The organism is Lujinxingia vulgaris (assembly GCF_007997005.1).
GTDB lineage: Bacteria > Myxococcota_A > Bradymonadia > Bradymonadales > Bradymonadaceae > Lujinxingia.
On the sequence record NZ_VOSL01000017.1, the window covers coordinates 1 to 23,851 of the forward strand.

15 protein-coding genes are annotated in these 23,851 nt (G+C 65.0%); 5 read left to right on the plus strand and 10 right to left on the minus strand.

Annotation, left to right across the window (positions count from 1 at the left end; genetic code table 11):
* The 4 genes from FRC96_RS03725 to FRC96_RS03740 form a co-directional block, all read right to left on the minus strand.
* Window positions 1-1,488 (minus strand): FHA domain-containing protein (locus tag FRC96_RS03725; protein ID WP_146972824.1); only part of this gene is annotated, 1,488 nt, incomplete at its 3' end.
* A gap of 209 nt (window positions 1,489-1,697) precedes the next feature.
* The gene (locus FRC96_RS03730) at window positions 1,698-4,796 is read right to left on the minus strand and encodes an efflux RND transporter permease subunit (protein ID WP_146972826.1); all 3,099 of its coding nucleotides are present in this window, start codon (window positions 4,794-4,796) and stop codon (window positions 1,698-1,700) included.
* 63 nt (window positions 4,797-4,859) lie between these two features.
* A complete protein-coding gene (locus tag FRC96_RS03735; protein ID WP_230469843.1) occupies window positions 4,860-6,035 on the minus strand; it encodes an efflux RND transporter periplasmic adaptor subunit in 1,176 nt (391 codons plus the stop codon).
* 100 nt (window positions 6,036-6,135) lie between these two features.
* On the minus strand, window positions 6,136-7,509 hold the full coding sequence (locus tag FRC96_RS03740; protein WP_230469844.1) for a TolC family protein: 1,374 nt from the start codon (window positions 7,507-7,509) through the stop codon (window positions 6,136-6,138).
* Window positions 7,510-7,693: 184 nt separating this feature from the next.
* Here FRC96_RS03740 and FRC96_RS03745 point away from each other — a divergent pair, with 184 nt between their 5' ends.
* Window positions 7,694-9,094 carry an OmpP1/FadL family transporter gene (locus FRC96_RS03745; protein WP_230469845.1) on the plus strand — a complete coding sequence of 467 codons (1,401 nt, stop codon included), beginning with the start codon at window positions 7,694-7,696 and terminating at the stop codon, window positions 9,092-9,094.
* 559 nt (window positions 9,095-9,653) lie between these two features.
* On the opposite strand, the gene FRC96_RS03750 is transcribed toward FRC96_RS03745, so the two are convergent.
* Together FRC96_RS03750 and FRC96_RS03755 are read right to left on the minus strand one after the other, a co-directional pair.
* Complete coding sequence (locus tag FRC96_RS03750) at window positions 9,654-10,313, minus strand: deoxynucleoside kinase (protein WP_230469846.1); 660 nt, start codon at window positions 10,311-10,313, stop codon at window positions 9,654-9,656.
* A gap of 216 nt (window positions 10,314-10,529) precedes the next feature.
* The gene (locus tag FRC96_RS03755) at window positions 10,530-13,841 is read right to left on the minus strand and encodes a hypothetical protein (RefSeq protein ID WP_146972834.1); all 3,312 of its coding nucleotides are present in this window, start codon (window positions 13,839-13,841) and stop codon (window positions 10,530-10,532) included.
* A 436-nt stretch (window positions 13,842-14,277) separates the two neighbouring features.
* On the opposite strand from FRC96_RS03755, the gene FRC96_RS03760 reads away from it, so the two are divergent.
* The 3 genes from FRC96_RS03760 to clpP all read left to right on the plus strand — a co-directional run bounded on the left by FRC96_RS03760 (window position 14,278) and on the right by clpP (window position 17,096).
* Complete coding sequence (locus tag FRC96_RS03760; protein WP_146972837.1) at window positions 14,278-15,339, plus strand: hypothetical protein; 1,062 nt, start codon at window positions 14,278-14,280, stop codon at window positions 15,337-15,339.
* A gap of 37 nt (window positions 15,340-15,376) precedes the next feature.
* Window positions 15,377-16,345: a Smr/MutS family protein gene (locus tag FRC96_RS03765; RefSeq protein WP_146972839.1), complete on the plus strand. Its 969-nt coding sequence runs from the start codon at window positions 15,377-15,379 to the stop codon at window positions 16,343-16,345.
* 130 nt (window positions 16,346-16,475) lie between these two features.
* Complete coding sequence (gene clpP, locus FRC96_RS03770; protein WP_146972842.1) at window positions 16,476-17,096, plus strand: ATP-dependent Clp endopeptidase proteolytic subunit ClpP; 621 nt, start codon at window positions 16,476-16,478, stop codon at window positions 17,094-17,096.
* A gap of 130 nt (window positions 17,097-17,226) precedes the next feature.
* Here clpP and FRC96_RS03775 read toward each other — a convergent pair whose 3' ends face one another.
* The 3 genes from FRC96_RS03775 to FRC96_RS03785 form a co-directional block, all read right to left on the minus strand.
* Window positions 17,227-19,665, minus strand: a complete 2,439-nt coding sequence (locus FRC96_RS03775; protein WP_146972844.1) for a DEAD/DEAH box helicase — start codon at window positions 19,663-19,665, stop codon at window positions 17,227-17,229.
* A complete protein-coding gene (gene mog, locus FRC96_RS03780) occupies window positions 19,662-20,228 on the minus strand; it encodes a molybdopterin adenylyltransferase (protein ID WP_146972847.1) in 567 nt (188 codons plus the stop codon). The genes FRC96_RS03775 and mog overlap by 4 nt, the downstream gene beginning before the upstream one ends.
* A 109-nt stretch (window positions 20,229-20,337) precedes the next feature.
* Window positions 20,338-20,769 carry a caib/baif family protein gene (locus tag FRC96_RS03785; protein WP_146972850.1) on the minus strand — a complete coding sequence of 144 codons (432 nt, stop codon included), beginning with the start codon at window positions 20,767-20,769 and terminating at the stop codon, window positions 20,338-20,340.
* 474 nt (window positions 20,770-21,243) lie between these two features.
* Between FRC96_RS03785 and FRC96_RS03790 the strand changes: the two genes are divergently transcribed.
* The gene (locus tag FRC96_RS03790; protein WP_146972852.1) at window positions 21,244-21,576 is read left to right on the plus strand and encodes a hypothetical protein; all 333 of its coding nucleotides are present in this window, start codon (window positions 21,244-21,246) and stop codon (window positions 21,574-21,576) included.
* Here FRC96_RS03790 and FRC96_RS03795 read toward each other — a convergent pair.
* Window positions 21,504-23,645, minus strand: a complete 2,142-nt coding sequence (locus FRC96_RS03795; RefSeq protein ID WP_146972854.1) for a lamin tail domain-containing protein — start codon at window positions 23,643-23,645, stop codon at window positions 21,504-21,506. The two genes, FRC96_RS03790 and FRC96_RS03795, sit on opposite strands and share 73 nt — an antisense overlap.
* Between the last annotated feature and the right edge of the window lie 206 nt (window positions 23,646-23,851).

Sequence of the window (23,851 nt, forward strand, 5' to 3'; positions counted from 1 at the left end):
CGACGAGCCGGCGCCGCGGGCAGCGGCCGCTTCGGCACGCGCGGCCACGGCGGCGCGCGCGGCTTCTTCCTGCTCTTCGATGCGCGCCAGCAGATCTTTGGCCGGCTGATGGCTCGAGCGCACCAGGAGCACGCTCTCGGCCAGGTCGCGCGCCGCGTCGTTCTTACCGTTGTTCAGCTCACTGCGGGCCTCGGAGACCACGGCGTTGAGAATGCCGGCCAGCGTCCCGTCTTCTTCCATCTTCTTGTAGAAGAGCGAGTGCGAGGGGATCGCCGAGGCATGCTCCAGCGCCTCGAGCACGTCGCCGGCCTCCAGGCTGTCGCGGGCGTCTTCATAAAGACGCTGGAAGGGAAGTTCGTTGCGCGCGCTGCTGAGCAGCTCGCTGATGCGACGCTGCTGGTCGGCGTTGGGCTCCATCAGCTCACCGATGGACTCGAGCTTGCCGATGGCGCGCTGAAGTTGGCCGGCGTCGATATCGTCCTTCGCGCTGCCAATGGCCGCGTCGATGCGATCGTCGCCTGCGGCGACCTCCAGATCGGCGATCTCCTGGGCGGCCGCGGCCTGCACCTGAGGATCGACCTCGGCGACCGCTTCACCACCGGTGCTTTCCTTATCGCCGCCCAGCACAAAGATCGCGGCGATGGCCAGCAATGCCGCCACCAGGAGGCCTCCGCCAAAGACCAGCGCCTTATTCGGGCCTCCGCCGCTCGGAGCCACCGCAAAGTCGGGCGCGGCGGCCTCGGGCGCCGGCGGCGTGAACACGTAGTTCTCGCCAGGCTCCACAAAGCGGAACTTCACGTGGCCCAGCTCCACCACGTCGCCGCGCTTAAGATGGGTGGCCCGGTAGCTCTCACCGCTGACCTTGACGCCGTTCTTACTGTTGAGATCGACGATCTTGTAGGTGGCGTTCTTCTCGCGCACGATCTTGGCGTGCTTCTGCGAGATCGAGCGGTGGTCGATGATGAAGTGGCAGTCTTCGCCGCGGCCGATCACCGTCTCGTTCTGCGTCAGCGAGAACTCCTGGCCGGCGAAGTTGCTGGAGATCACCACCAGCTTGGCCGGCAAGGCCGGCATCATGGAGGTGACCTCGCGCTCGGTCTGCTCCAGATCGGAGAGACGGGTGACCGTGGTCACCTCGTTGGCTCCGGGCGCCTTGCCCGGCGCGCGCGCCTTAGGCTTGGGAAGGGGCTTGGCCTTCTTCTCGCCCTGCAAGGTCAGCCGGTAGTCGCCGATGAGCACCACATCGCCCACCGCGAGCTCCTCGCGACCCTTGATGTTTTTGCCGTTTCGCTTGACCCCGTAGCGTGCGGAGACATCTTCGACAAAGATCTTATCGTCCTGACGCAAGATACGCGCGTGGTTACGCGAGACGTTGCGCTCGGTCAGGCGGATGGTGTTGCCTTCGGCCCGCCCCACGGTGATTTCATCCCGGATGAGCGAGACGACGGTTTTGCCGCCTTCATCATCCTCGATCAGGAGCTTGTGCATTCACGCTTCCTCGAAGCAGGTCGTCGCTCGACAGTTGGGCAGGAAGGATACCGCGACGCCATCGCGACGCAACCCCAATTGAGCGGCCGCACACCACGAGGTGGCGGCGGTGGTATCAGGCGACGTTGAGACTCCACTTGAACATTCCAGTCTCATGGTTAGCACAGCCCCCCCACATGTTCAATTTAGGGCGCGCTTCCGACGCGCGCTTATGCACGCTGAGCGCGACGCTCCCGCCAGCCTTCCACCAGGTTGTAAATCACCGGGATCACCACCAGCGAGATGGCCGCCGAGACAAAGAGTCCACCGATCACCGCGCGCGCCAGCGGCGCCTGGGTGTCACCGCCCTCGCCAAGGCCCAACGCCACCGGGATCAACGCGAGCACCGTGGTGGCCGTCGTCATCAAAATCGGGCGCAGTCGACGGCGCGCGCTCAGCGCCACCGCTTCCGCCACACCCATGCCCTGCTCGCGCCGCATCAGGTTGACGTAATCGACAAGCACAATGGCGTTGTTGACCACGATCCCGGTCAGCACGATGCACCCCATAAAGGACTGCAGGTTAAAGGTCGTGCCGGTGGCCAGCAGCATCAGCACCACCCCGATGCCCGCCAGCGGGATGGAGAACATGATGTAGAGGGGCTGCAAAAAACTCTCAAACTGCGCGGCCATCACCATGTAGACGAGCACCACCGCCAGCAGAATGCCCACCATCAAGCCGGCGAAGGTCTCTTCCTGCTCTTCGGTCTCACCCTGCACCAGCACGCTGAACTGGTCGGGGATCTCCATCTCGTTGATACGCTCGCGCAGGTCGGCGGTAATCGTCCCCAGGTCGCGCTCCCCGCTGAGGTAGGCGCGCACATCGACGACGCGACCCTGATTTTCGCGCTCGATGGTGAGCGGCCCTTCCACCTCTTCCACGCTGACGATGTCGCCGAGCAAGGCGGTGCCCACCCCGGGGATGACGATCGGCGCGTCGAGCAGCGCCTCTACGCCCAGACGCTCTTCGCGAGGCAGGCGCACGATCACGTCAAACTCATCGCCATCGGTACGCAGCACCGAGGCACGCGTGCCCTGGATGTAGGTCTGCACCTGGCGCGCCACATCGGAGGGCTGCACGCCCATCGCGCCAAGCTTCTCACGATCGGGGACCAGGCGAACTTCTTTGCCGCCGGGCTTACGGCTCACGTTCGCGCCGGTGATGCCGTCGACCGATGTCATGATCTCGGCGACCTCTTCGGCGAGCTTGTCGGCCGTCTCCAGATCGTAGCCGCGCACCTGAACTTCGAGACGCTCACCGCCGCCCTGGAGCACGCGCAGAATCCAGAGGCCACCGCCGGCGCGCACGCGCACGTCGCCGCCCGGGATCATCCCCTTAAGCTCACGACTGAGCACCGTGGCGATCTCATCGCTGGAGCGCTCCCGCTTATCTGGCTTGACCAGCTTGATCTCGATCTCGCCACTCTCCCCGCCGGCGGTCGAGTAGAATCCCGGGGTGCCGACGATCGTCTCCATCAGCTCCATCTCCGGGACCAGATCGGGGATGCGCGCCTCGATCTGCTGAATCGCCCGCTCGGTCACCTCAATGCGGGTGCCTACGGGAAGATCGAGCGAGACGCTTACCTCGCTCATATCATCTTCGGGCAAGAGCTCGGTGCCCACAAAAGGCGTCAGCATCATCACGCCGGCAAAGATCGCGATCACCGTGGCCAGCGTGGTCTTCGGGTGCCCCAGGCACCAGTCGGCGAGGTTGCCGTAGGTCTTCTCCAGGGCATCGAGAAAACGCCCGATCGTGCCCTTCTCACCGCCTTCCATCGACTCACCGCGCTTTAAGAAGCGCGAGGCGAGCATGGGGATCAGGGTCATGGCCACAGCGAGCGAGCAGATCAGGGCGAAGCTGACCACAAAGGCCATCTGCCCGAAGAAGATCGAGGCAAAGCCTGTCAAGAAGACCACCGGCACAAAGACCACAAGCGTGGTGATCGTCGAGGCCACGATCGCCGTGGCCACCTCGCGCGAGCCCTCCACCGCCGCAAACTCCGGGTCGTCGCCCCCTTCGAGCCTTCGGAAGATGTTTTCCAGGATCACGATGGCGTTATCGACCAGAAGGCCCACCCCCAGGGCCACACCGCCGAAGCTGATGAGGTTCAGCGTGATGTCGAAGTAGTACATCAGCGTGAAGATCCCGATGATCGAGATCGGGATGCCCACGGCGATGATCAGCGTGGAGCGGATGCTGCGTAAAAAGAAGAGCAGCACGAGCACGGCCAGCGCCGCGCCGACCAGCACGGAGTCCTGGACGTTGGCGATCGACTCCTCGATGTATTCGGAGGTGTCGGTGGTCACTGTGAAGTAGGCGCGCCCGTCGTAGTCGCGGTTGATGCGCTCGATCTCAGCGCGCACCCGCTCGGCCACCTCCACGGTGTTGGTGCCCGACTGGTTGGTCACCGAGAGGCGCAGCGAAGGCTCACCATTGATGCGCACGACGTTGGAGGGATCTTCAAAGGTGTCGAGCACCTGGGCGACGTCGCGCAGGTAGATCGGCACGCTTGCCCCTTCCACACCGGAGCGGCTTCCCACGATCAGCGTCTGCAGATCTTCGGGCTCACCGGCCTCGCCGAGCACGCGCACGAGCAGGGACTGATCAAAGCGCTCGATGTTGCCGGCCGGGAGGTTGCGGTTTTCGGCGCGCAGCGCGTCGACCACCGAGGAGGGTGAGAGCCCGAAGGCGCGCAGCCGCTCGGTATCGAGCACCACCTGAATCTGACGCTTGAGCCCACCGCGTACATCGACTGAGGCCACCCCTTCGACCCGCTCCAGGCGCGGGGCGAGCTGGAGCTCGGCCAGCTGGCGCAGCTGCGGCTCGGTGAGCTCCCCGCTGAGCGCGAGCTGCATGATGGGGAAGCTCCCCAGGTTGAACTTAAAGATCACCGGATCTTCGGCGTCTTCGGGAAGCCCCGCTTTGACGCGCTCAATGGTGGCGCGCACGTCGTTGAGGGCGGTGTCCAGGTTGGTGCCCCAGACAAAGCGCAGCGCCACGCGGCTTCGACCCTCTGCCGAGAAGCTCTCAATGGAGTCGATGCCCTCCACCGTGCCGATCGCCTCCTCAATGGGGCGCGTGATCAGCGTCTCGATCTCCTCGGGGCCGGCGCCCTCGTAGGTGGTCATCACCGAGATCGAGGGGAAGTCGATCTCCGGCAGAAGATCGACCTGCAGGCGCGTAAACGAGACGGCCCCCAGGATCATCAGCCCGAGAAAGACCATGGTCGTCATCACGGGACGACCGACTGCAAATTTGGGGAGGTTCATCGTTGCTTCCTGGCTTCCAACGTCGTGGGGGCGAGCCCCCGGCGGCGCGCGATCGCGGTGGACTTATCCCTGAGCGCTGGCGTCGTCGCCGGCGTTGGTGTTGATGTCGCGCACTTTGCTGCCGTCCTGGAGCTTCTCGTGGCCGCGCAGCACCACGCTCACGCTCTCATCGAGGCCCTCGACCACCTGGGTGCGTTGCTCGCCAACAAGGCCCAGCACGATCTCCTGACGGGTGGCCTCGCCGTCGACGACTTTCCAGACGTAGGGGGTGCCGTCGCGCTCGCGCAGGATCGCCTGGCTGCTCACGGTGATGGCGTCGTCGACGCTGCCGAGCTCCATGCTGACGCGGGCGTACATCCCGGGGCGGATGCGTACGCTCTCATCGTCGAGCACCACGTCGACGCGCAGGCTGCGCGTGGCCGGGTCGAGCGCGGGCGCGATGCGGTGAATTTTGCCCTGCAAGGGTGCGCTGCCCAGGGCGCCGACGCGCAGGGTGACCGGCGTCTCGGTCTTGACCCGCGGGGCGTCGCGCTCGGGGATGCGCACGCTGACGTAGATGTCGCTGTCGTCGATCACCCGAAAGATCGTCTGACCGGGGCTGACGTAGGTGCCGCGATCGACGTAGCGCTCGCCAACCAGGCCGTCGAAGGGCGCGCGGATTTTGGTGTTACGAAGATCTTCGCGGGCCGACGCCAGTCGCGCCTCGTTCTGGGCGATGGTCGCCTCGGCCACCGCCACACGCTGCTCCGCAGCGCTGATCTGGCTGCGCAGCTCTTCGATCTCCCGCTCGGTGATCATCTGACGCTCCAGCAGCGGTTCTTTGCGCGCCAGATCGCTGCGCAGGTTGGCGAGCTGCACCCGCGCCTCCTCCAGGCTCGCGCGCGACATCAGCACCGAGGCGTTGAGCTCGCGCACGCGCTGCTGGGTGGGTGTGGCGTCCACCTCGGCCAGCACCTGCCCCTGCTCCACCTTGTCGCCGATGTTGGCCTCAATGGTGATGACGCGCCCGGCGATGTCCGAGGAGAGCTCGGCCATCCCGTCGGATTGAAACTCCCCGGCGTAGTCGCCCTGCACGGCGAAGGGGCCGCGCTCGACCTCCACCGTCTCCACCGACGCGCGCACCTCGCCGCCGCCGGCCATCTTCGGGCCCTTCGGGCCCGCCGACGATTCGGAGGGTTTGCACCCGCCGGCGACCATCATCATCGCCAGCAGCGCTGCGACATATCCTGTGACTCTCAAACCCATCTCTTCGCCTTTCCTGATCGGCCGCGACGTGCCCTGATAAGCTCGCGGCGCGGTGCCTTAGCGGGGTGACTGTTCAAGTGAAGCGCGCGTCGCCTCATTCCGGAAGATCTTCGAGGTAGCGGTAGCGCACCTCGGCCAGACGCGCCTGCAGGCGCGCCTGATTGAGACGAAGCTCTGCGCTCAAAAGTTGCTGGGAGGCGTCGCTGACTTCCAGGCTGGTGGCCAGCCCGGATTCAAAACGCGCCGAGGTAAATTCGTAGGTTTCCTGTGCGACCTGCACCTGCTCGCGGGCTACATCGATGGCGGCGCGGGCGGTGTCGAGATCGCGGCTGGCGCGACGAAGCTCGGTGCTGGCCTGGCGAAGATCGCGCTTGAGCGCGAGCTCCTGCTCGGCGATCTGAGCGCTGGCGCGGTCAAGTCGGGCGTAGCGCGCGCCGCCGTCGTAGAGCAACCAGCTCGCGCCGATGCCCACCGTCCAGTTGAACCCGTTGGGGTTAAAGAGCGTGGGCTGGCCCAGCTGGGCGCCGGCGGTCAGCTGCAGCGAGGGCACAAGCCCCCACCAGGTGGCGCGGCGCGCCAGCTCGGCGGCCTCAATGCTGTAGCGCCGCGAGACAAAGTCCTCGCGCTCCCGGCTCACCTCCGAGTTGGTTGCACCCTGCAAGGAGGACTCGCCACCCTCGATCACGTCCGGATCAAAATCGACGCGAAGCTCCCCGTCGGGCTCCCGGCCCAGCAGGTAGGCCAGCGCGTCGGCGGCGTTGCCCAGATTCTGGCGGGCCTCCAGCAGGGTCTGCTCCGCTTCGAGCACCTGCTGGCGCGCGCGGCTGACATCGACCGCCACCGCAAGCCCGGCGTCAACGAGCGCCTCGGAACGATCCAGATAGGCCCGTCGCAGATCGACAGCCGACTCGGCGATATCGACATCGCGCTGCGCGGCGGCCAGAGTATAGAAGCTCTCCTCGGCCTCCAGTTGAAGCAGGGTACGCTGCCAGGCGCTCTGCGCTTGGGTAGCGTCGAGCTGTCGGTCCGCCTGGCGGTAGGTGAAGTACTGCGGCGCGTTAAAGAGGCTCATGGAGGCGTTGGCGTTCACGCCCCACTCCACCGCTTCGCGCACGGTGTTGCCCTGCACCTCAACCTCACCGCCCCCCTGATAGGTCACATTGGCCGAGGAGCTCAGCTGCGGCAGCAGCGACCCCAACGCCTCGCGCCGGCTCGCCCGACTCTGCTCGATCTGCAGCTCGGTGATGGTCCAGCTCTCGTTCTGCGTCTCCAGCTCGCGAAGCACCTCGTCGAGGCTCAACCCCGTCGCGCTCGCGGTCGTGGTTTCAGGCGCGGAGCTTTCGGCGCCGTCGCGTTGCTCTATTTGTTGCGCTGCGGCCTCGGGCAGCGTCCATGCGCCGACCACGAGCAGCGCTGACACCGCACTGCAGCTGCGCGCCCGGGCGCGCCACGTCCTACTTCGTACCACCATAAGTCCTGGCTCTCGTTCAAAGCCTCATCAGCAAAGGGCGCTGCCTCAACCTCAAGGGGTGAAAATTTATTCACAAGAGTTTCCATCGAGGCGACGACCGTCTTGTAAGCGTCCGCGCGCTCGGGCTAGGCTGCCAGCCAACTTCCAGGCAGCGGCGGCAAACATGCGATCGAAGGTTTCTATGTTCAAGCGAACTTCCCAAAAGAGCTCCTGCGTCTTGCTCGCCGGCCTCATCGCCGCAGCCACCCTCGCGATTCTCCCCTCTCAAGAGGTGCAGGCCGCCGGGTTCTACCTGCCCACGCGCGGGGTCGCCTCGACGGGGCGAGCGGCCGCCTCGGTGGCGCCGCACTCGGCGGACCTGGACGCGCTCTGGTACAACCCGGCCGGCATCACACTTCTGGAAGATCGCGCGCTGCTTCTCGATCTGGCGCTGGTCGACACCCAGGTCACCTTCAGCCGCGCGCCCCGCCAGATGCCCGACGGCTCCACGCGCACCTACGCGCCGGTGCAAAATCAGGCGCCGCCGCAGACCATCCCGCAGATTCTTGTGGGTGGCCCCACCAAACACCCGCGCCTTTTCTGGGCGGCCGGCGCTTACACCCCTTACGCCTCCGGCAACCGCTACCCCGTTGACGGGGCGCAGCGCTACGTGCTCATCGATAACACCGGCTCGGGCATCGGGTACGTGCACGCGGCAGTGGGCTATAAGGTGAGTGACACGCTCTCGGTGGGCGTGGGGCTGCAGAACTTCATGGGCGTCTTTCGAATCGTCTCCACCGGCTCGGGCTATGCCGGGATGTTCGGCGATCCGGAAGACGAAGATCTGGACATCCTGGCCGAGACGACCGTCTCGAGCTTCTTCTCACCCACGGCGAACCTGGGGGCGACCTGGAAGCCGCACACAAACTGGACGGTGGGTGCATCGTTGCAACTTCCCGCCGTGCTGCGCGACGGCAACGCCACCATCGACACGCGCATGCCCACCCACCCGGCCTACGATAACGCCACGACCACCGGCAATGAGGCCTCCATTGAGGTGCCCTTTCCCCTTCACGCACGCTTAGGGATCCGCCACGCCACCGCCCGCACCAACGTGGAGCTGGCGGTGGTCTACCAGCGCTGGTCCACGCTCACCGAAGTGGAGGTCAGCCCCAACGAGGTCGAGATCGACGGCGTGCCGGGCGTGGGCGCCATGCCCGTCGCCCCCTTTGTGCTGCCCCAGCAGTTTCGCGACAGCATCTCGGTGCACCTCGGCGGGGAGTGGATCGTCAGCGATCGCCTCTCCGCCCGCGGCGGCTACGCCTTTGAGCGTGGCGCGGTGCCCGATGCCACCTACAGCGTCTTTGCGCTCGACCCCGACAAGCACATGCTCAGCCTGGGCGCGGGCTTCGATGTCAACGCGCGCCTGCGCCTGGATATGAGCGCCGCCGCCCTGATCATGCCCACCCGCGTCATCACCGACTCCGAGGTGCGCCAGATCAACCCGTCAGACGAAAACGACGAGATCACGCTGGTGGTCGGAAACGGCACCTACGAGCATTTCGGCTACATCGCCGGCCTCAGTGCCCGCTATTTTTTCTAATCATTTCAACAGCTTAGACACACGCACACCACATCGAGAAACACGCCTGCGAGCCGACCCACGGTCACCCTGCGAACCGACCCACGGTCACCCCGCGAACCGACCCACGGTCACCCTGCGAAACGACCCACGGTCACCCTGCGAAACGACCCACGGTCACCCTGCGAAACGACCCACGGTCACCCTGCGAAACGACCCACGGTCACCCTGCGAGCCGACCCACGGTCACCCTGCGAGCCGACCCACGGTCACCTTGTGAACCGACCCACGGTCACCTTCTGGCGTCGGAAAACACGCGTGCGGATCGACCCGCAATCCGACCCACGGTCACCCTGCGAGCCGACCCACGGTCACCCTGCGAACCGACCCACGGTCACCCTGCGAATCGACCCACGGTCACCCTGCGAGCCGACCCACGGTCACCCTGCGAACCGACCCACGGTCACCTTCTGGCGTTGGAAAACACGCGCGTGAACCGACCCACGGTCGCCGTCTGGCGGCGTTGCGTGCCCTCCCCCACCATGTCGTCACGTGTCCGTCCGCGCCGCGAATGATGCGATCAGAACTTCAGCGCCGCAGCCGGCTGAATGGCGTCGCGGTGGCAGGCGGTGATCTGCGCCATCAGGTCTTCGACGGCCTGATCGTCCTTCGAGAAGTCGATGTCCGAGGTGTCGATCTGGATCATCGGCGCGTCGTCATAATGCGCAAAGAAGTTGTGATAGAGCCGGCGCAGGCGGTCGATGTACTCCGGATCCATGTTCTTCTCGTAGGAGCGCCCGCGCTGGTTGATGCGCCCCATCAGCACATCGAGCGGCGCGTGCAGGTGCACCACCACGTCGGGACGGGGCACCTGGGTGGAGAGGATCGAGTACATGCGATCGTAGAGGGTGAGCTCATGATCGCTGAGCGTCAGGCTCGCGAAGAGCCGGCATTTTACAAAGAGGTAGTCGCTGACCGAGAGCGGGCTGAAGAGATCGCTCTGGGCGAACTCCTCCTGCTGGCGGTAGCGACTCAACAGAAAGAACATCTCGGTCTGAAAGGCGTAGCGATCCTTATCCTCGTAGAACTTTGCCAGGAAGGGGTTCTCTTCGAAGATCTCCAGCACGGTGCGCGCGTTAAAGCGGGCGGCCAGCCGGTTGACCAGCGTGGTCTTCCCAACCCCGATCGGGCCTTCAACGACAATGTAACGGGGTGATTCGGAGACGGCGGCTGGCATCATAATTCGACGTCCGATGGCGTGCGGTTTTTTAAGGAGCGGCTCACGGCCGGCAACCTAGCGCGGCCACCTTCAGACGGTCAACACCGGGGCCGACAAAGTCCGCGAAGGGCGGCCCGCACCGGCGCGAGGTCGCGCCAGACAAGGCGATCGCGGAGGTGGGTCGGAGCGGGGCGCTGCGCGTCTGCGGGGAGGTGTATCGGAGTGGGGGGATCGCCCTCACTCCCCATCCAACAACCTTCGCCGGTGATCGACGAGCTTATAATAGCGCTCCAGGCCCCGCTCCTCCTGCAGCAACCACTCGCCGAGGTTATCCATACCGCTTGTGATGTCCTCGCGTGTCAGCTCACCCTGGTCGCGGGGAGTAGCGCTGAAGTAGCGCAGCACCAGATCGCCGATGGCCACCCAGCTGGCGCGGTATTCCTCGCCCTGGACCGCGCCGCGCCCCATGATGCGCACGCCTTCGCCATCGGGGTCGAGCTCACCGGCGCGGGCCATAAACTCACCGAGGAGGGTGCCGGTGGGTAGCCCGGCGTGCTGGCCCTGCACGTCGTAGCGTCGGTCCGGATCGAGGCTCTGCATGGCGAAGCGTGCGACCGGCGCGAGCTCTTCGAGGTCGAAGGCCTGCACCATCAGCGCGTAGACCATCATGGCGCTCTGGTCGGCGCGGCGCGTGTTGTCGCCCAGGTAGCTGAGCGCAGCGCTGATGGTGGCGCGGCCGTCCGGATCGTCGTGCAACGCAGCGATAAGTTCGACGGCGGCGAAGAACCAGCGCGAGGTGAACATCTCCATCAAGGCGTCGGGCACCTCTTCGGTGAGCCAGCCCTCAAACTCGCCACGCTCCTCCATCTCGCGGGCGCGCTGGGCGGTGTAGTCGAGCACGTGCGAGGAGAGCGCGATGACGCCGGGGTTGTTGAACTGGTAGCCGCCCTGCCCGTCGGGTTGCGCGCGCAAGACCACATCGAGGAAGCCCTCGGCGAAGTCGGCCAGGTGCGCCTTTACCTCTTCATTGTCATCGGCGCGGCGCACCATCTCGGCCAGGCGATCGACGATGATGTCGACGCGGCTGACCTCGTCGAGCGTGCGGCCGTCAGCGAGCGTCAGCGTCGCCTCGCCAGCGCGGGTGGTGTAGTCGTCATCGGCGCGCAGCCAGGCATAGATCAGCTGACGCAAGCGCTCATCGACGTTGACGCCCTCATCATCGCGGACGTTGGCCGTGGAGAGCGCCAGCGCGCGCAGCCCGGAGAAAACGTGTCCGCGCTCAAAGATCGCGTCGAGCGCCGGCTCCAGGCTCACGAGGTTGGCGCCCTTCATGGGGCTGCGATTGCCGGCGCGGTCAAAATAAAGATCGACCCGGCCGGAGTAATGATCGTGGATCACCTCGAAGATGCGCGTGAGCAACTCTTCGCGATTGTGCCGGCTAAACGCCTGCGCCAGCGGGTAGAGCACGTCGATAAGCCCGCTGGCCTCGGCCGCGTAGAGCCCGTCGGCGTGGTGATTGGCCATCACGTAGCCGTCTTTGCAGGTGGGGCTTGTGACTTCGAGCACATACCCGTTGTTTTCGTCCTCAAAACGCAGGCGCGGCTGGTTGAAGAGGCGCGTGATCTGCGCGGGGGTCGGGCGCGGGTCGAGGCGCGCGCCGAAGAGTTCGCTGGCCACGCTGAGCATGTTGCCCACGGTGTCATCGTCAACCGCTCCGGGCACGAGCTCATTGAGGATCTCCAGCAGCTCGCCAATATCGCTGTTGGTGAACTCGTCGCTGATGTAGTCGGTGAGCAGAAGATCGCCGGCGACGGCTTTGACAAAGGCCTCGGCGGCGCCGGGAAGCTCCACCATCGGGGGCATGTCGATGACATCGACGCCCGGCACCACAACCTCCTCGATGTTCATCACGTAGGGCGTGCCGGCAGTGTCCCGCAGCAGGTGGAAGGTGCGCTGGAACATGCTGCGGTTCTCGGGCGACTCCGGCTGGGAGTAGTCCATCGGCTCGCGGAAGATCTCATCGGAGGGGCAGGCGCGGATGCACTCAAAACGCGCCACCGTGCCGATCTGCAGATCGGCGTTGCATTGCTCAAAACACGCGTTGTAGGGGCCGTCTTCGGCCGGCACCGCCTGCATATTCTTGTGGCGCAGCAGGGTGAGCATCGCCTCCCCGCTGCGCTCCATGATGGGCTCGCGCAGCGCGATAAAGACGTCTTCCCAGAGCTCGGGGTCGGCGGCGATCTCGCGCAGGATCGGCAGAAGATCATGCGCCAGCGTGGAGTTCTCCCCGAGATCGGCGGCCGGCGCGTCTTCGATCGCCTCGATGGCGTCGCTGATTGCAAACGAGAAGTGCGCCAGCCCCCCGGTCGACTGCTGCAGAAAGCGCGAGGTCAGCTCCATGACTTCGGGGAGCTCGGTGATGGAGAGACCGCTGATGATCGCGTCGACCACATCGACCATCGGATGTTCCGGTGAGTAGGCGGGGTAAGGTCCGCGCGCGTCCTGGCCGACGACCGCCGGCCCGAGCAACGATCGCGCCGCGGCCGCCCCGTGGTAGACGGCGTCTTCGGCAGCGAGTCCGGCGCCCAGGTTCACCAGGAAGGGCAGCGAGGTCTCGCTTAAGTCCACGTATTCAAAGACGAAGTCGTTCTGCGCGAACTGCAGCCTTCCAAAAAGATCGCGCATCATCAGGGGGTGCGGCGAGGGCTCATCGCTTAAGGGTTTGATGGCCAGGGCGGGGCCCTCGGTCATCTCGAAGCGCCCCTGGGCGTCGACGTCGGCCAGGCCATCGTCGTCGCCATCGATAAAGGGCGCGGGCATGCTGCCGTCGGGGCGACGTCGAACCTTCGGAAAGCCCCGATCGTCAAAGAGTGCCACCAGCGCAAGGCGGCTCGACTCGCCATTAAGGTAGCGCGGATCGCCTTTGAGCAGCATGTCGCGAAGCATCACCGAGACGCGGTCGGTGGCGATCTCGGGGGGCTCATTCTCCAGGCCCTCGGCCAGCGCGCGCAAAAGGTTGCTGCCGGCGGCGGGCTGGCTGATGTCGGGGTTGCCCTGGTCGTCGAAGCCGTCCTGCTCGGCGAGCACGCGCCCCATGTGGCCCATCAGGGCGGTGCTCTGATCGAAGAGGGAGAGCTCGTAGAAGAAGCGCCCCTGGTGACGTGGCGAGAGGTAGTCGGTGGGCCCGACCTCGGGCTGATTGAGGATGAAGTCGAGGAGCTCCTCGTCGTTGGCAGCCTCTTCCATGATCAGGGGTAGGCGACGGGTGAGCGCCGGAAAGTAGCCCTGCTCAATGGCCGGGAGGATGGCCTGAAGGAAGTTGTCGAGCTCCGCCTCGGTGCCCGGGGGAACGGCGCGATCGACGGCGCCGACGAACTCATCGCGGCGCGCCTCCAGAAGCGCGCTGCGCTCCTCGGGCTGCACCGCGCCGCGGCGCGTGTCTTTGAGCCAGATGGCGTGGAGCTCCTCGCCAAGGGTGCCGCGCTCAGGGACGCGCCGCTCCAGATCGTACTCCTTCACACATCCGGCGCTCGCCACCACTGCCAACATCAGCACTACCGATGCGGCTCGCCCTGCTCTTCTACCACTCGCCATCATGCTATTTATCCCGGGTCACCAGAAGGCGCCGTCGCGCCCGTATCTCGAGTCTCGATGAGGTGCATCCCGTCGCGCTTCCGATCATAGAGAGAGAACGCTCGGGTCGCTCACACCACCTGCGCCCGCTCCCTTCACGCGAACATCCGGCGATGCCTTCGCCGCAAACATAAATTGGGTGCCACGTCTGCTCACAGCTCCCAAGGTATAACAAAGTTTGACGTCGCGCGGAAAGCCAGCCGGCCAAAGATCGGTTAGAGTGGTCGCGACGCGCTGCGTCGCATGTTGACCGCCCGAAACGGCCTTTGTTACCCTCCGCGCATCCACGTTTTGGCGCCAGAGCGCGTCTGACACAGCGCACGCGCAACCACCCAAACGCAGGTCATACACTATGTTCACCCCTCGGGGATCGCGTCTTGTCCCGACGCTCGCCAGCCTCGCCGCCATCGTCAGCCTGACCGCCTGTGAGGAGGCCGTGACCATCGGTCCGGCCAACCAGGCCCAGACCGTCGGCGGGGTCACCTTTGAGCCCGGGCCCTACAGCGCGCGCTATCTGGAGCTCGACGACCAGGGCAGCACCATTGAGTATCCGCGCCCGGTGCTCACCATTCCGGTGACCGTCACCAACGCCGGCGAAGACAACGTCGTCTACAGCCCCAGCCACGCCAGCCAGCAGATGACCGAGGGCTCCACGCCCCTGCTCTATCCGGCGCCGCCGGCCGAGACGCCGCTGGCGGAGTTCTCCAAGGCGCCGATCAGCGGCGTGTACCTTGATCGAGGTAGTTTGCCCGGTCAGGTCACCACGACCACGACTCTGGCTCCGGGAGAGTCGATCAGCGACATCTTCCTCTTTGAGCTGCCGGACGCCTCGGTGCGCGACCTTGTGCTGAGCCTGCCGCCCTCGATGCATCGCGGCAAAAACCCGGTGCTCTTCGCGCTGACCTACGAGCCCTCCACCCCGGAGGGGCCAGCGGTCTATGAGGTTGGCCAGAGCATCGACTTTGAGGGTGTGAGCTTTGAGGTGACGGCGGTCGATCAGAGCTACATCAAGCTCAAAGACAGCAGCGATAAAGAGGGCTACAGCGCCGATCCGGTGCTGCGCATCGACTACAAGCTGACCAACCAGGGGGAGGAGGCGGTGAGCTTTGAGCCGGGCCACCGCGACCTCTCGGGTCGCCAGGGTGCGCGGTTGCAGAGCGCGACGGCGAGCCTCAATCGGGTGCGGCTGCCCTCGAACACCACCGCGGAGGGGCAGCTGGAGCGCGACACCGAGATCGCCGCCGGAACATCGGTGACGGACTTCGCGCTCTTTGAGCGTCCGGATGCCGCGGGCAGCTTGACCTTCGAGTTTCCGGCCGATCATTTCGCACGTAGCGGCAAGGTTCGTGTCTCCATCCCCTTTGAGCCCGCCGAGGTGGCGGTGCCCGAAGAGATGAAGAAGGCGGAGAAGTAAGTCTCTTAAAGCGGCGTGTGGCGTCGAGGAAGACGGTGTGAGTAACAAAAAACGAGGCAAATCCGGGCTGGGTCCCCTGGCCGACCAGCTCAAGAAGCTGGATCTGGAGTTAAAGCCCGATCGGAGCTCGGGGTCCTCGAAAGATCGCACACCGAAGCCTTCGGAGACGTCGGCCTCCAAAGCGGCCGAAGCGCCGCCCGAGCCTGAGCAAGAGCCGCTGAGTGACGAAGAGCTCTTTGAGATGGCGGTGGAGAAGCTCGACCCCTCGCGCATCTTCCAGGGGAAGTACCAGGGGGAGGCTTCTGCGGAGCTGCCCCCCGACCCCCACGCCAGGCCGGCCCCGTCGCGCTCCGAGCGAGCGCCGAAAAACGAATCCCCCGACCCTCACGCCGAAGAAGACGCGCGCCAGTACGTCTTTGAGGCCCGTGACGCCGCGCTCTTCATGCGCGCAGTCGCCGGCGCCACACCGCTGGAGCGCGACGAGCGCGTGCGCCCGCAGCACGGCAAAAACCGTGAGCTGCGCACCGCCGACGATCCCGACGAGGAGCCCGAGACGAACAACGGGCTCATCACCCCCTCGCTCCCCCGAGACGACGAGGGGTTGAGCCACATTCCGCCTTTGACGCGCAGCCAGCGCGCGCTGATCAAACGCTACCAGCAGGTCGCCATCGGCCAGCGCACAGGGCAGATCAACCTGCGAGGCGACACCCTGGACGACGCCCTCCGTCAGTTGGAGCTCTACCTGCATCAGTGGTGGAAGAGCGACGATCCGCGCTTTGTGCGCGTGATCCACGGCCGCGGCCTGCACTCCGAGGACGGCCCGGTGCTCAAACCCGCGGTGCTGGAGTGGCTCGAAGGCCCCGGGCTGCGCTACGTGCGCGGCTACGCCCCGGAACGCACCCCGGAGGGCGACTACGGCAGCCTTATCGTCGAGCTGCTCGACGCCCCCGAGAAGCGCAAAAAGCGCAGCTCGCGCGGGGGAAAGCGCTCCAAAAAACGACGCTGAATGCCACGTGGGGCGAATGATTGCCTCGGCCTGCGGGTTGCAATTTTGTGCCGCGGTGACCACATTGTCAGCGGCTGATTTTGGTGCCGTAAGGCGCCCCCTCAATGAACCTTATTACGAGAGCAATGCTATGGGTTTTATCCCCTACGTCGTCGAGCAGACCCACCGCGGTGAGCGCGGCTGGGACATCTACAGTCGCCTGCTCAAAGACCGCATCGTCTTTCTGGGCACCCCGGTCACCGACGACGTGGCCAACGCCATCGTCGCCCAGCTCCTCTTCCTGGAGAGCGATGATCCCGACAAGGACATCAGCCTCTACATCAACTCTCCCGGAGGCAGCGTCACCGCCGGCCTCTCGATCTACGATACGATGCGCTATATCCGCCCGCGCGTCTCGACGATCTGCATGGGCCAGGCCGCATCGATGGGCGCGCTGCTTTTGACCGCTGGCGAGAAAGGCATGCGCTACGCGCTTCCTAACTCCCGCATCCTGATTCACCAGCCCCTGATGCGCGGCGGTATCGGCGGCCAGGCCACCGACATCGAGATCCAGGCCCGCGAGATCCTGCGCTTGCGCGAGCGCCTCAATGAGATCCTCGTCGAGCAGACCGGCCAGTCGATGGAGCGCATTCAGAAAGACACCGATCGCGACTACTACATGAGCGCCAGCGAGGCGCTGGAGTACGGCTTGATCGATAAGGTCGTTGAGCCCCGCTCCCTCGGTGCATCCGAAGATAACGACACGAAGTAAGGGCGTATCAAAACGCTGCCATGAAACACACGACGCCGGGCGTCGCGACCTCCCCGAGGTCAGCGATGTCCGGCGTCGTTTTTTCAATCATAGGTCGGTTGTGGAGTCTATGCCGGAGACCTGGACGCGCTCAGCGCTGGCTGAGCACCTCCAGGATCGTCTCCACCGAACCTTTGATCGGCGCGGCGCTCTCCCCGGGCGGTCCCACACACGAGGGGCAACCGGCCTCACAGGGGCAGCTGCGCACGAGATCGCGAGCCATGCCCATAAAGGTCTCGTGTTCGTCGAAGAGCCCCTCGCCAAGCCCCACCCCGCCCGGGTAGCGGTCATAGAGGTAGATGTGAGGCTCGTAGAGCGAAGGCGCGATCTGACCGGCTTCAAAGTCCTGCTCCTCACCGGAGGCGTCGCGCACCGTGAGGCCTCCCAGCCCCTGCGACCACCATTGATCGTTGGCCACCGAGCAGATGCACAGCTCCAGATCGCGCCAGTCGCACATCATCTTCAAGCTGGCCGTCGTCTTGAGCACCTCGCCGACCCCCTCGACCAGGCGCACCCACTGATCGGCCACAAGGCTTGAGGGCACGCGATCTTTGAAGTCGTCGGCTTTGAGTTGCAGCCAGTACGCCATCGTGTGCAGGTCGAGCTCGGGCAGGTTGAGCTCGCCGTAGCCGATGTTCTCGCCAGTGCCGAACTTGATCTTCTTAAAGCCCACGAAACGCTGGGTGACCCGAACCTCCCCAAAACCGATGGAGGTTCGCGGCGCGTCGCGCTCTTTGAACACATCGAGCACGTGGGTGGCCGCGTAGTGCATGGCGGTGGTGTAGTAGCCGTCGTCGCTGCGCTCGACGTAGGCGCGGCGCTCGTCGTAGTCGAGGCGCACCACCCGATAGGGCTCACCAGAGATCTGGTAGACGGCGTTGGGGTAGAGCGTGAGGTGCGCGCTCTCAAAGTCGACCTCAGCCAGCACGTTGCGTTCGCGCGAGCCGGTGTCGATGACCACGAAGTTCTCGGAGGCGGTGCTGCGCAGGCTGACCTGGTTGGCCGGATAGGTGCGCGAGGTCCACGTCCAGCGCTCTCCGCTACGCTGAACCACGCCCATGGCGCGGGCCATAAAGTCGAGCGCCTCGTCGGTGTCAGCCGGACTCAAGCCGCCGTACGCCTCCCCGGCGCGCCACTCCAGCTCGTAGCAGGCGCATTTGAGGTGCTCGACGGCGATCAGGAGGTTTTGTGGATCGACGCGCGCGGCCTCCGGCGACTGTCCGAAGAAGTAGTCCGGGTTCTGGATGATGAACTGATCGATGGGGTTGTCGCCGGCGATCACAATGGCCACCGAGACGCCGCCGCTGCGCCCGGCACGCCCGATCTGCTGCCAGGTCGAGGCGATGGTGCCCGGGTAGCCGGCGAGCACGCAGACGTCCAGGCTTCCGATATCAACGCCCAGCTCCAGGGCGTTGGTGGTGACCACACCGCGCACATGACCCTCGCGCAGCCCGCTCTCAATGGAGCGGCGCAGCCCGGGGAGGTAGCCGCCCCGGTAACTCGCCACGCGGTCGGCCAGCCCCGGGCGGTCGCGGTCGGCGGCCAGCCGGCGCTTGAGGCGGTTGACCATCACCTCCACCGACTGGCGGCTGCGCGCAAAGACGATGGTCGGGCAGTCGCGCTTTAAGGTCTTCGTCGCGATGCGCGAGGCCAGGCGCAACGGGCTCTGTCGACGCATCTTGTCGGCGTCGACGATCGGCGGGTTCAAGAAACACACGTAACGCTCCGCCTGAGGCGCCCCGCTCTCATCAATGAGCTCTACCTCGCCACCTACAAGCTCTTTTGCCAGCTCCCGAGGGTTGGCGATCGTGGCGCTTGTGGCCAGAAAGATCGGGTCGGTGCCGTAATGACGGCAGATCCGCCGAAGTCGCCAGAGCACGTTGGCCACGTGACTTCCGAAGACCCCGCGGTAGGTGTGCAACTCGTCGACCACGATGTATTTGAGGCCCTTAAAGAAGCGCGCCCATTTGTCGTGATGCGGCAAGATCGCCGCGTGCAGCATGTCCGGGTTCGTCAGCACCAACCGGCCGTTGCGACGCACCCGCCGGCGCACATCCGGATCGGTGTCGCCGTCGTAGACCTGCCCCTCCCACATCGGGTCGCGGCCAGGGGCGAGTTTGAGGAGCTGGTTGAGCTCGGCGCTCTGGTCCTGGCTAAGCGCCTTGGTGGGAAAGAGGTAAAGCGCGCTGTGGCCCTTATACAGGCTGTCGATGACGGGGAGGTTGTAGCAGAGGCTTTTTCCGCTGGCCGTGGGTGTGACCACGACGGTGTGGCGGCCTCCGAGCGCGGCTTCGACCGCACGGGCCTGGTGGCTGTAGAGGCTCTGAAAGCCGCGGCCGCGCAGCAGCTCTCCGACTCTCGGGTCGAGCGCTTCGGGAAGCGCGGCATACTGCGCCTGGCGCGCGGGCAGATGTTTGATCGCCGTGAAATGTTTGCCCACGTCGCGCCCGGTGCGCCAGTCGGCAAGAAGCTGACGAAGTTCCGATTGCCCCTGCTGGCTGCGGTTGACGTCGCGATCGCGCGTGCTCACGGGGTGGCCTTTTTCTTTTTGGGACGAAACGCCACCACGACCTCCGGGTCGGTCTCGATGATGGGGCCGTCCATCAGCTCAATGCAGTAGGGGATGGCCTCAAAGAGCTCGTCGAGGATCTCGGCGATCGAGCGCGGACTTCCGGGCAGGTTGACGATGAGCGAGCGCCCGCGAAGCGCTCCCACCTGCCGCGAGAGGATGGCGGTGGGCACATACTTCAGGCTGATCTGGCGCATGCGCTCGCCAAAGCCAGGCATCTCGCGGTCGGCCACATCGAGGGTCGCCTCCGGCGTCACATCGCGCACCGCAGGACCGGTGCCACCGGTGGTCAACACCAGCTGGCAGCCCTGCGCATCGCAGAGCTCCACGATCGCCTCCCCGATCTGCTCGCGCTCATCGGGCACCAGACGCGTGCGCGTCTCATAAGGCGTCGTAAGCGCACGCTTAAGCCAGGCCTCAATGGCAGGCCCGCTGATGTCCTCATAATCGCCACGGCTGGCACGGTCACTGACCGTCACCACGCCGACCTTTAAGATCTCGCTCACATCGCCTCCCACACGCATTGAAAGAGCGTCTGCCCCCGGGTTCACACGCGCCAATTCTCACAGGCGGAGATACTGTGCACCTGAGCAGCATGTCAACTCGCCCCCCTCACTTTTATGGCGACGGTGATCAGGCGATCTTCAGCGCCGCCTTAAGCTCTTTGACGAGCTTGAAGTAGCGGTCGCGGGAGAACTTCTGATTGAGGATGTGGAACTCTTTTTTCACCAGCCCCACGCACCCGAAGCAGAAGACGCAGTCGGTGCAGTCCTCGCTCAAGATCAGGTAGGAGCTGTTGGCGCAGCGCTTCGAGCGTACGCAGTAGCTCGACTGGTGGCAGTGCTCGCACTCGGTGCACTGGGTGCAGTAGGTGCAGTTACTGCAGTCGCGGCAGTAGGTGCAAAACGAGCAGTCGGTGCTGCCGGTCGTGAACATGCAGTGGTGGCAGCGCACGCTGTCGTCGGAGTGGTAGGAGGCCGCACCTTCGGTGGTAGCGCGGTAGCTGCGCACCAGCTCACTGAGGGCCTTCTCAAATGCACGCTGGTCCAGGGGGATATCGCTCATCATCAAACTCGTTCGCCAGAGGGGGCCCGAGCCGGCCGTGATCACGGCCGGGCGATCGCCTCGACAGGGGATCGGCGAGGGGTTCGGGCGCTCCGGGCGTTGTAAAAGATCGTCTTCAACAGGTTTTTTGCAGGGCGCTCATACCACAGTCAAAGGCTCGATTCCCGCAGAAAATAGCGACTTCTCGTGACCCACGGTCATTTCGAGGAGCGGACTTTTATCCAGTATTGGCGGAAAATTACAAAAAAGACTTGACCGCCCCCCCCACCGGAGATATCTTCCGAATTGTGTCGGGCGCGATCCTTCAACGTGATCCCCCCCTCACGGAAGGATCCAGCTCCTTCTTTAAGTGAGCACGCTCGGCACCCCGGTCAGCCCGCTTCCCCCCCCAGGCGGGCTGGCCACTTTTTCGAGCTTCGCTTCTCCCCCCCAGGCGAAGCTCATCGCCCCCAGGCAACCCCTGGGGGCTTTTTTTTGTTCGTACAGCCGGGGCTCGAACTCGAACTCGAACTCGAACTCGAACTCGAACTCGAACTCGAACTCGAACTCGAACTCGAACTCGAACTCGAACTCGAACTCGAACTCGAACTCGAACTCGAACTCGAACTTGGTGCTCGAACTGCTGCTCGGGCTGAAATCCGAAGCGCAAAAAAAGCCCCCGTGCAGCCAAAGCTGTGCGGGGGCTTTTTTGCAACCTCACTGGCGTGCCCATCCGGCGCGCCGGTGATTAAAACTCAGTCGCAGGCGAGGTTGGCCGTTCCGGGGGTGCCGAATTTCAACTCGGCTTCATCGTTGGCATTAATGTGAACGACGTACTCATCACCTTCGGCGCCCGGCGTAAAGCACCACACATCGGTGGAGTAGCTTCCAGCAGGGTTAGGGGTGACGAGGCGGTTGACGTCCTTTTGGAAGGAGCGACCCAGCTGGGGTCCGGGGGTGGCGATTTCGTCGAGCACTTCGCCAGCACACTCAATCCAGTAGATCATCGAACCGTTGTTGAGGCCGAAGCCCAGCTCCTGGGCCACCGTGAGTGAAGCTCCTGCGTTGGCGCTGCTCGCAAAGAGGGTGTAGCCACCGGCAGGAACGATGACACCCGCATCGATCTCCATCTCGTTGGAGCTGGACGAGTCGCGCTTGAGCAGGCAGCCGCTCAGGTCGAAATCTTCGGTCCCCGGATTATAAAGCTCAATAAACTCGCCCGGATCGCCGTTTCCGCCCGTGAAGCGCGCCATCACTTCGCTGATCACAAGCTCCAGGGCCACAAAACCGGTGAAGGTGGCGCTGGCGTCGGCGGCGATGGTCGCACCGAAGATGTCGGTGAGGCTGTCGTCGAGCTCCACGGTGTACTCGGCGGCCGAGGTCTGCTCCTCGGTGGTCAGGATGACCTTCGGTCCGTCGACGACGGCGCCGGTGACGGTGAGCCCTTCGATGGTGAACTGCGAGCCGTCGGCCAGGATCGGCCCCAGCGCGCGGGTGAGGACCAGCTCTACCTGGGTGGCGCTGGTGGAGGTGGCGCTGACCACGCTGAGCTCGGGGCACTCGCTCACGTCGATCTCGGTGGCGTCGTAGACCATGAACTGCGCGGTCTCTTCAAAGCGCCACAGCGGGGTCATGCTCAGGTCGATTTCGCAGCCGGACTCCAGACCGAAGGCCTGACGAAGTTCGGTGGCCATGCGCAGCTGGGCGCCCTCAGCGACGCCTTCGGTGGCCACGGGGTAGGCCTGGTGGCCCGGACCGGCAAAGGTCAGAAGATCGCCGCTGATCGTCATCGAGGCGCTGACGATGCGGTGGGTGTAGCTGTTGAGCGAGGTGATGAGATCGGTGGCCGCCGTCAGGTCCGTGACGAGCGCGTCGCGGTCTCCGTTGGACGCATCAACCGTCAGCGACTCAAAGCCATCGACCCAGGTGGCCCCGCCGTTGGAGACCACCGAGGTGGCCAGGAAGCTGACCACATCGTTGACCTCGACGGGCATCTCTTCGCCTTCAGCCACGGCCACGAAGAGCGCGGGGCCTTCGGGGCGGCTCTGCACGAAGAAGCCGGCGTCGTCGACGCCCACCATGGGACGCACGTAGGTGACGGTGGCGCCTTCGATGAGCTTGCCATCATCGCCGGGGCCGTTGAGCAGCAGGTCAGCGATGGCAGCGCTGGCGTCGGGGCCTTCGATGCAGGAGGGGTTGACCGCGCCCGGGGTGCCCAGGTCGGCGCCGTTGTAGGCGGCGGTCGCCGCGCACCAGTAGTCACCGGAGTCGTCGGTGGCGCCGTTGAAAGCCGGATCGCGGCTCAGGCTGGCACCGGCCACCGAGGGGTAGCTCTCACCAGCGTCGTAGACGACCTCGGTGATGGTCGTGCCGTCGCAATCCAGCGAGACCGAGCCTTCGCCCTCAGCGAGCACGAGGCCTTCGAGGATGAAGTCAGCGTCGAAGCCAGCGTTGGCGCTGGCGGCAAGGGTGAGGTAGCCGCCCGACTCCACGGTAAGCGACTCACCGATAACCACTGCTTCATCAAGCGAGGAGCTTCCGAGCGCGCAGCCCTCAAGCTCAAGCTCGGCGTCGCTGGTATTGAGCAGCTCCACCCACTGGCCTTCAAAGGCAGCAACCTCGGTGGGCTGCTTCATGAGCTCGGTGATCACCAGGTCGCCCGGGGTCGGGGCGACGATGGGATCGGGATCCACGTCGGCGTCGGGATCGGGATCGACATCGACGTCCTCTTCCACATCGGGGTTGGGATCGGTGTCGAGCTCAGCGTCCGGCCCCACATCTTCGCCCGCGTCGGGCAGTGGGGTGGGAGAGGGATCGTCGGTATCACCACACGCCGCTGCTCCTGCAGCGAGTGAGAGTGCAGCGAGCATCGCCAAAGTTTTGCGTCTCAACATCATCTCAGACTCCTTCTGAACCGTTGCTGTCGACCTGCTTCCCAATCGTGCTTCGGATATGCGCCGCCCCGGGGCGGTCGCAGGCGCCTTATCGGCGATCGTCGCCGAGGATGCAACCCCTGGTCATCGGAGGGCGTGGCCACTGGAGGATCGCGTGGGTTACGCGCCCGTCTGAAGTGACCGTGGGTCACATCTGCAGCGACCGTGGG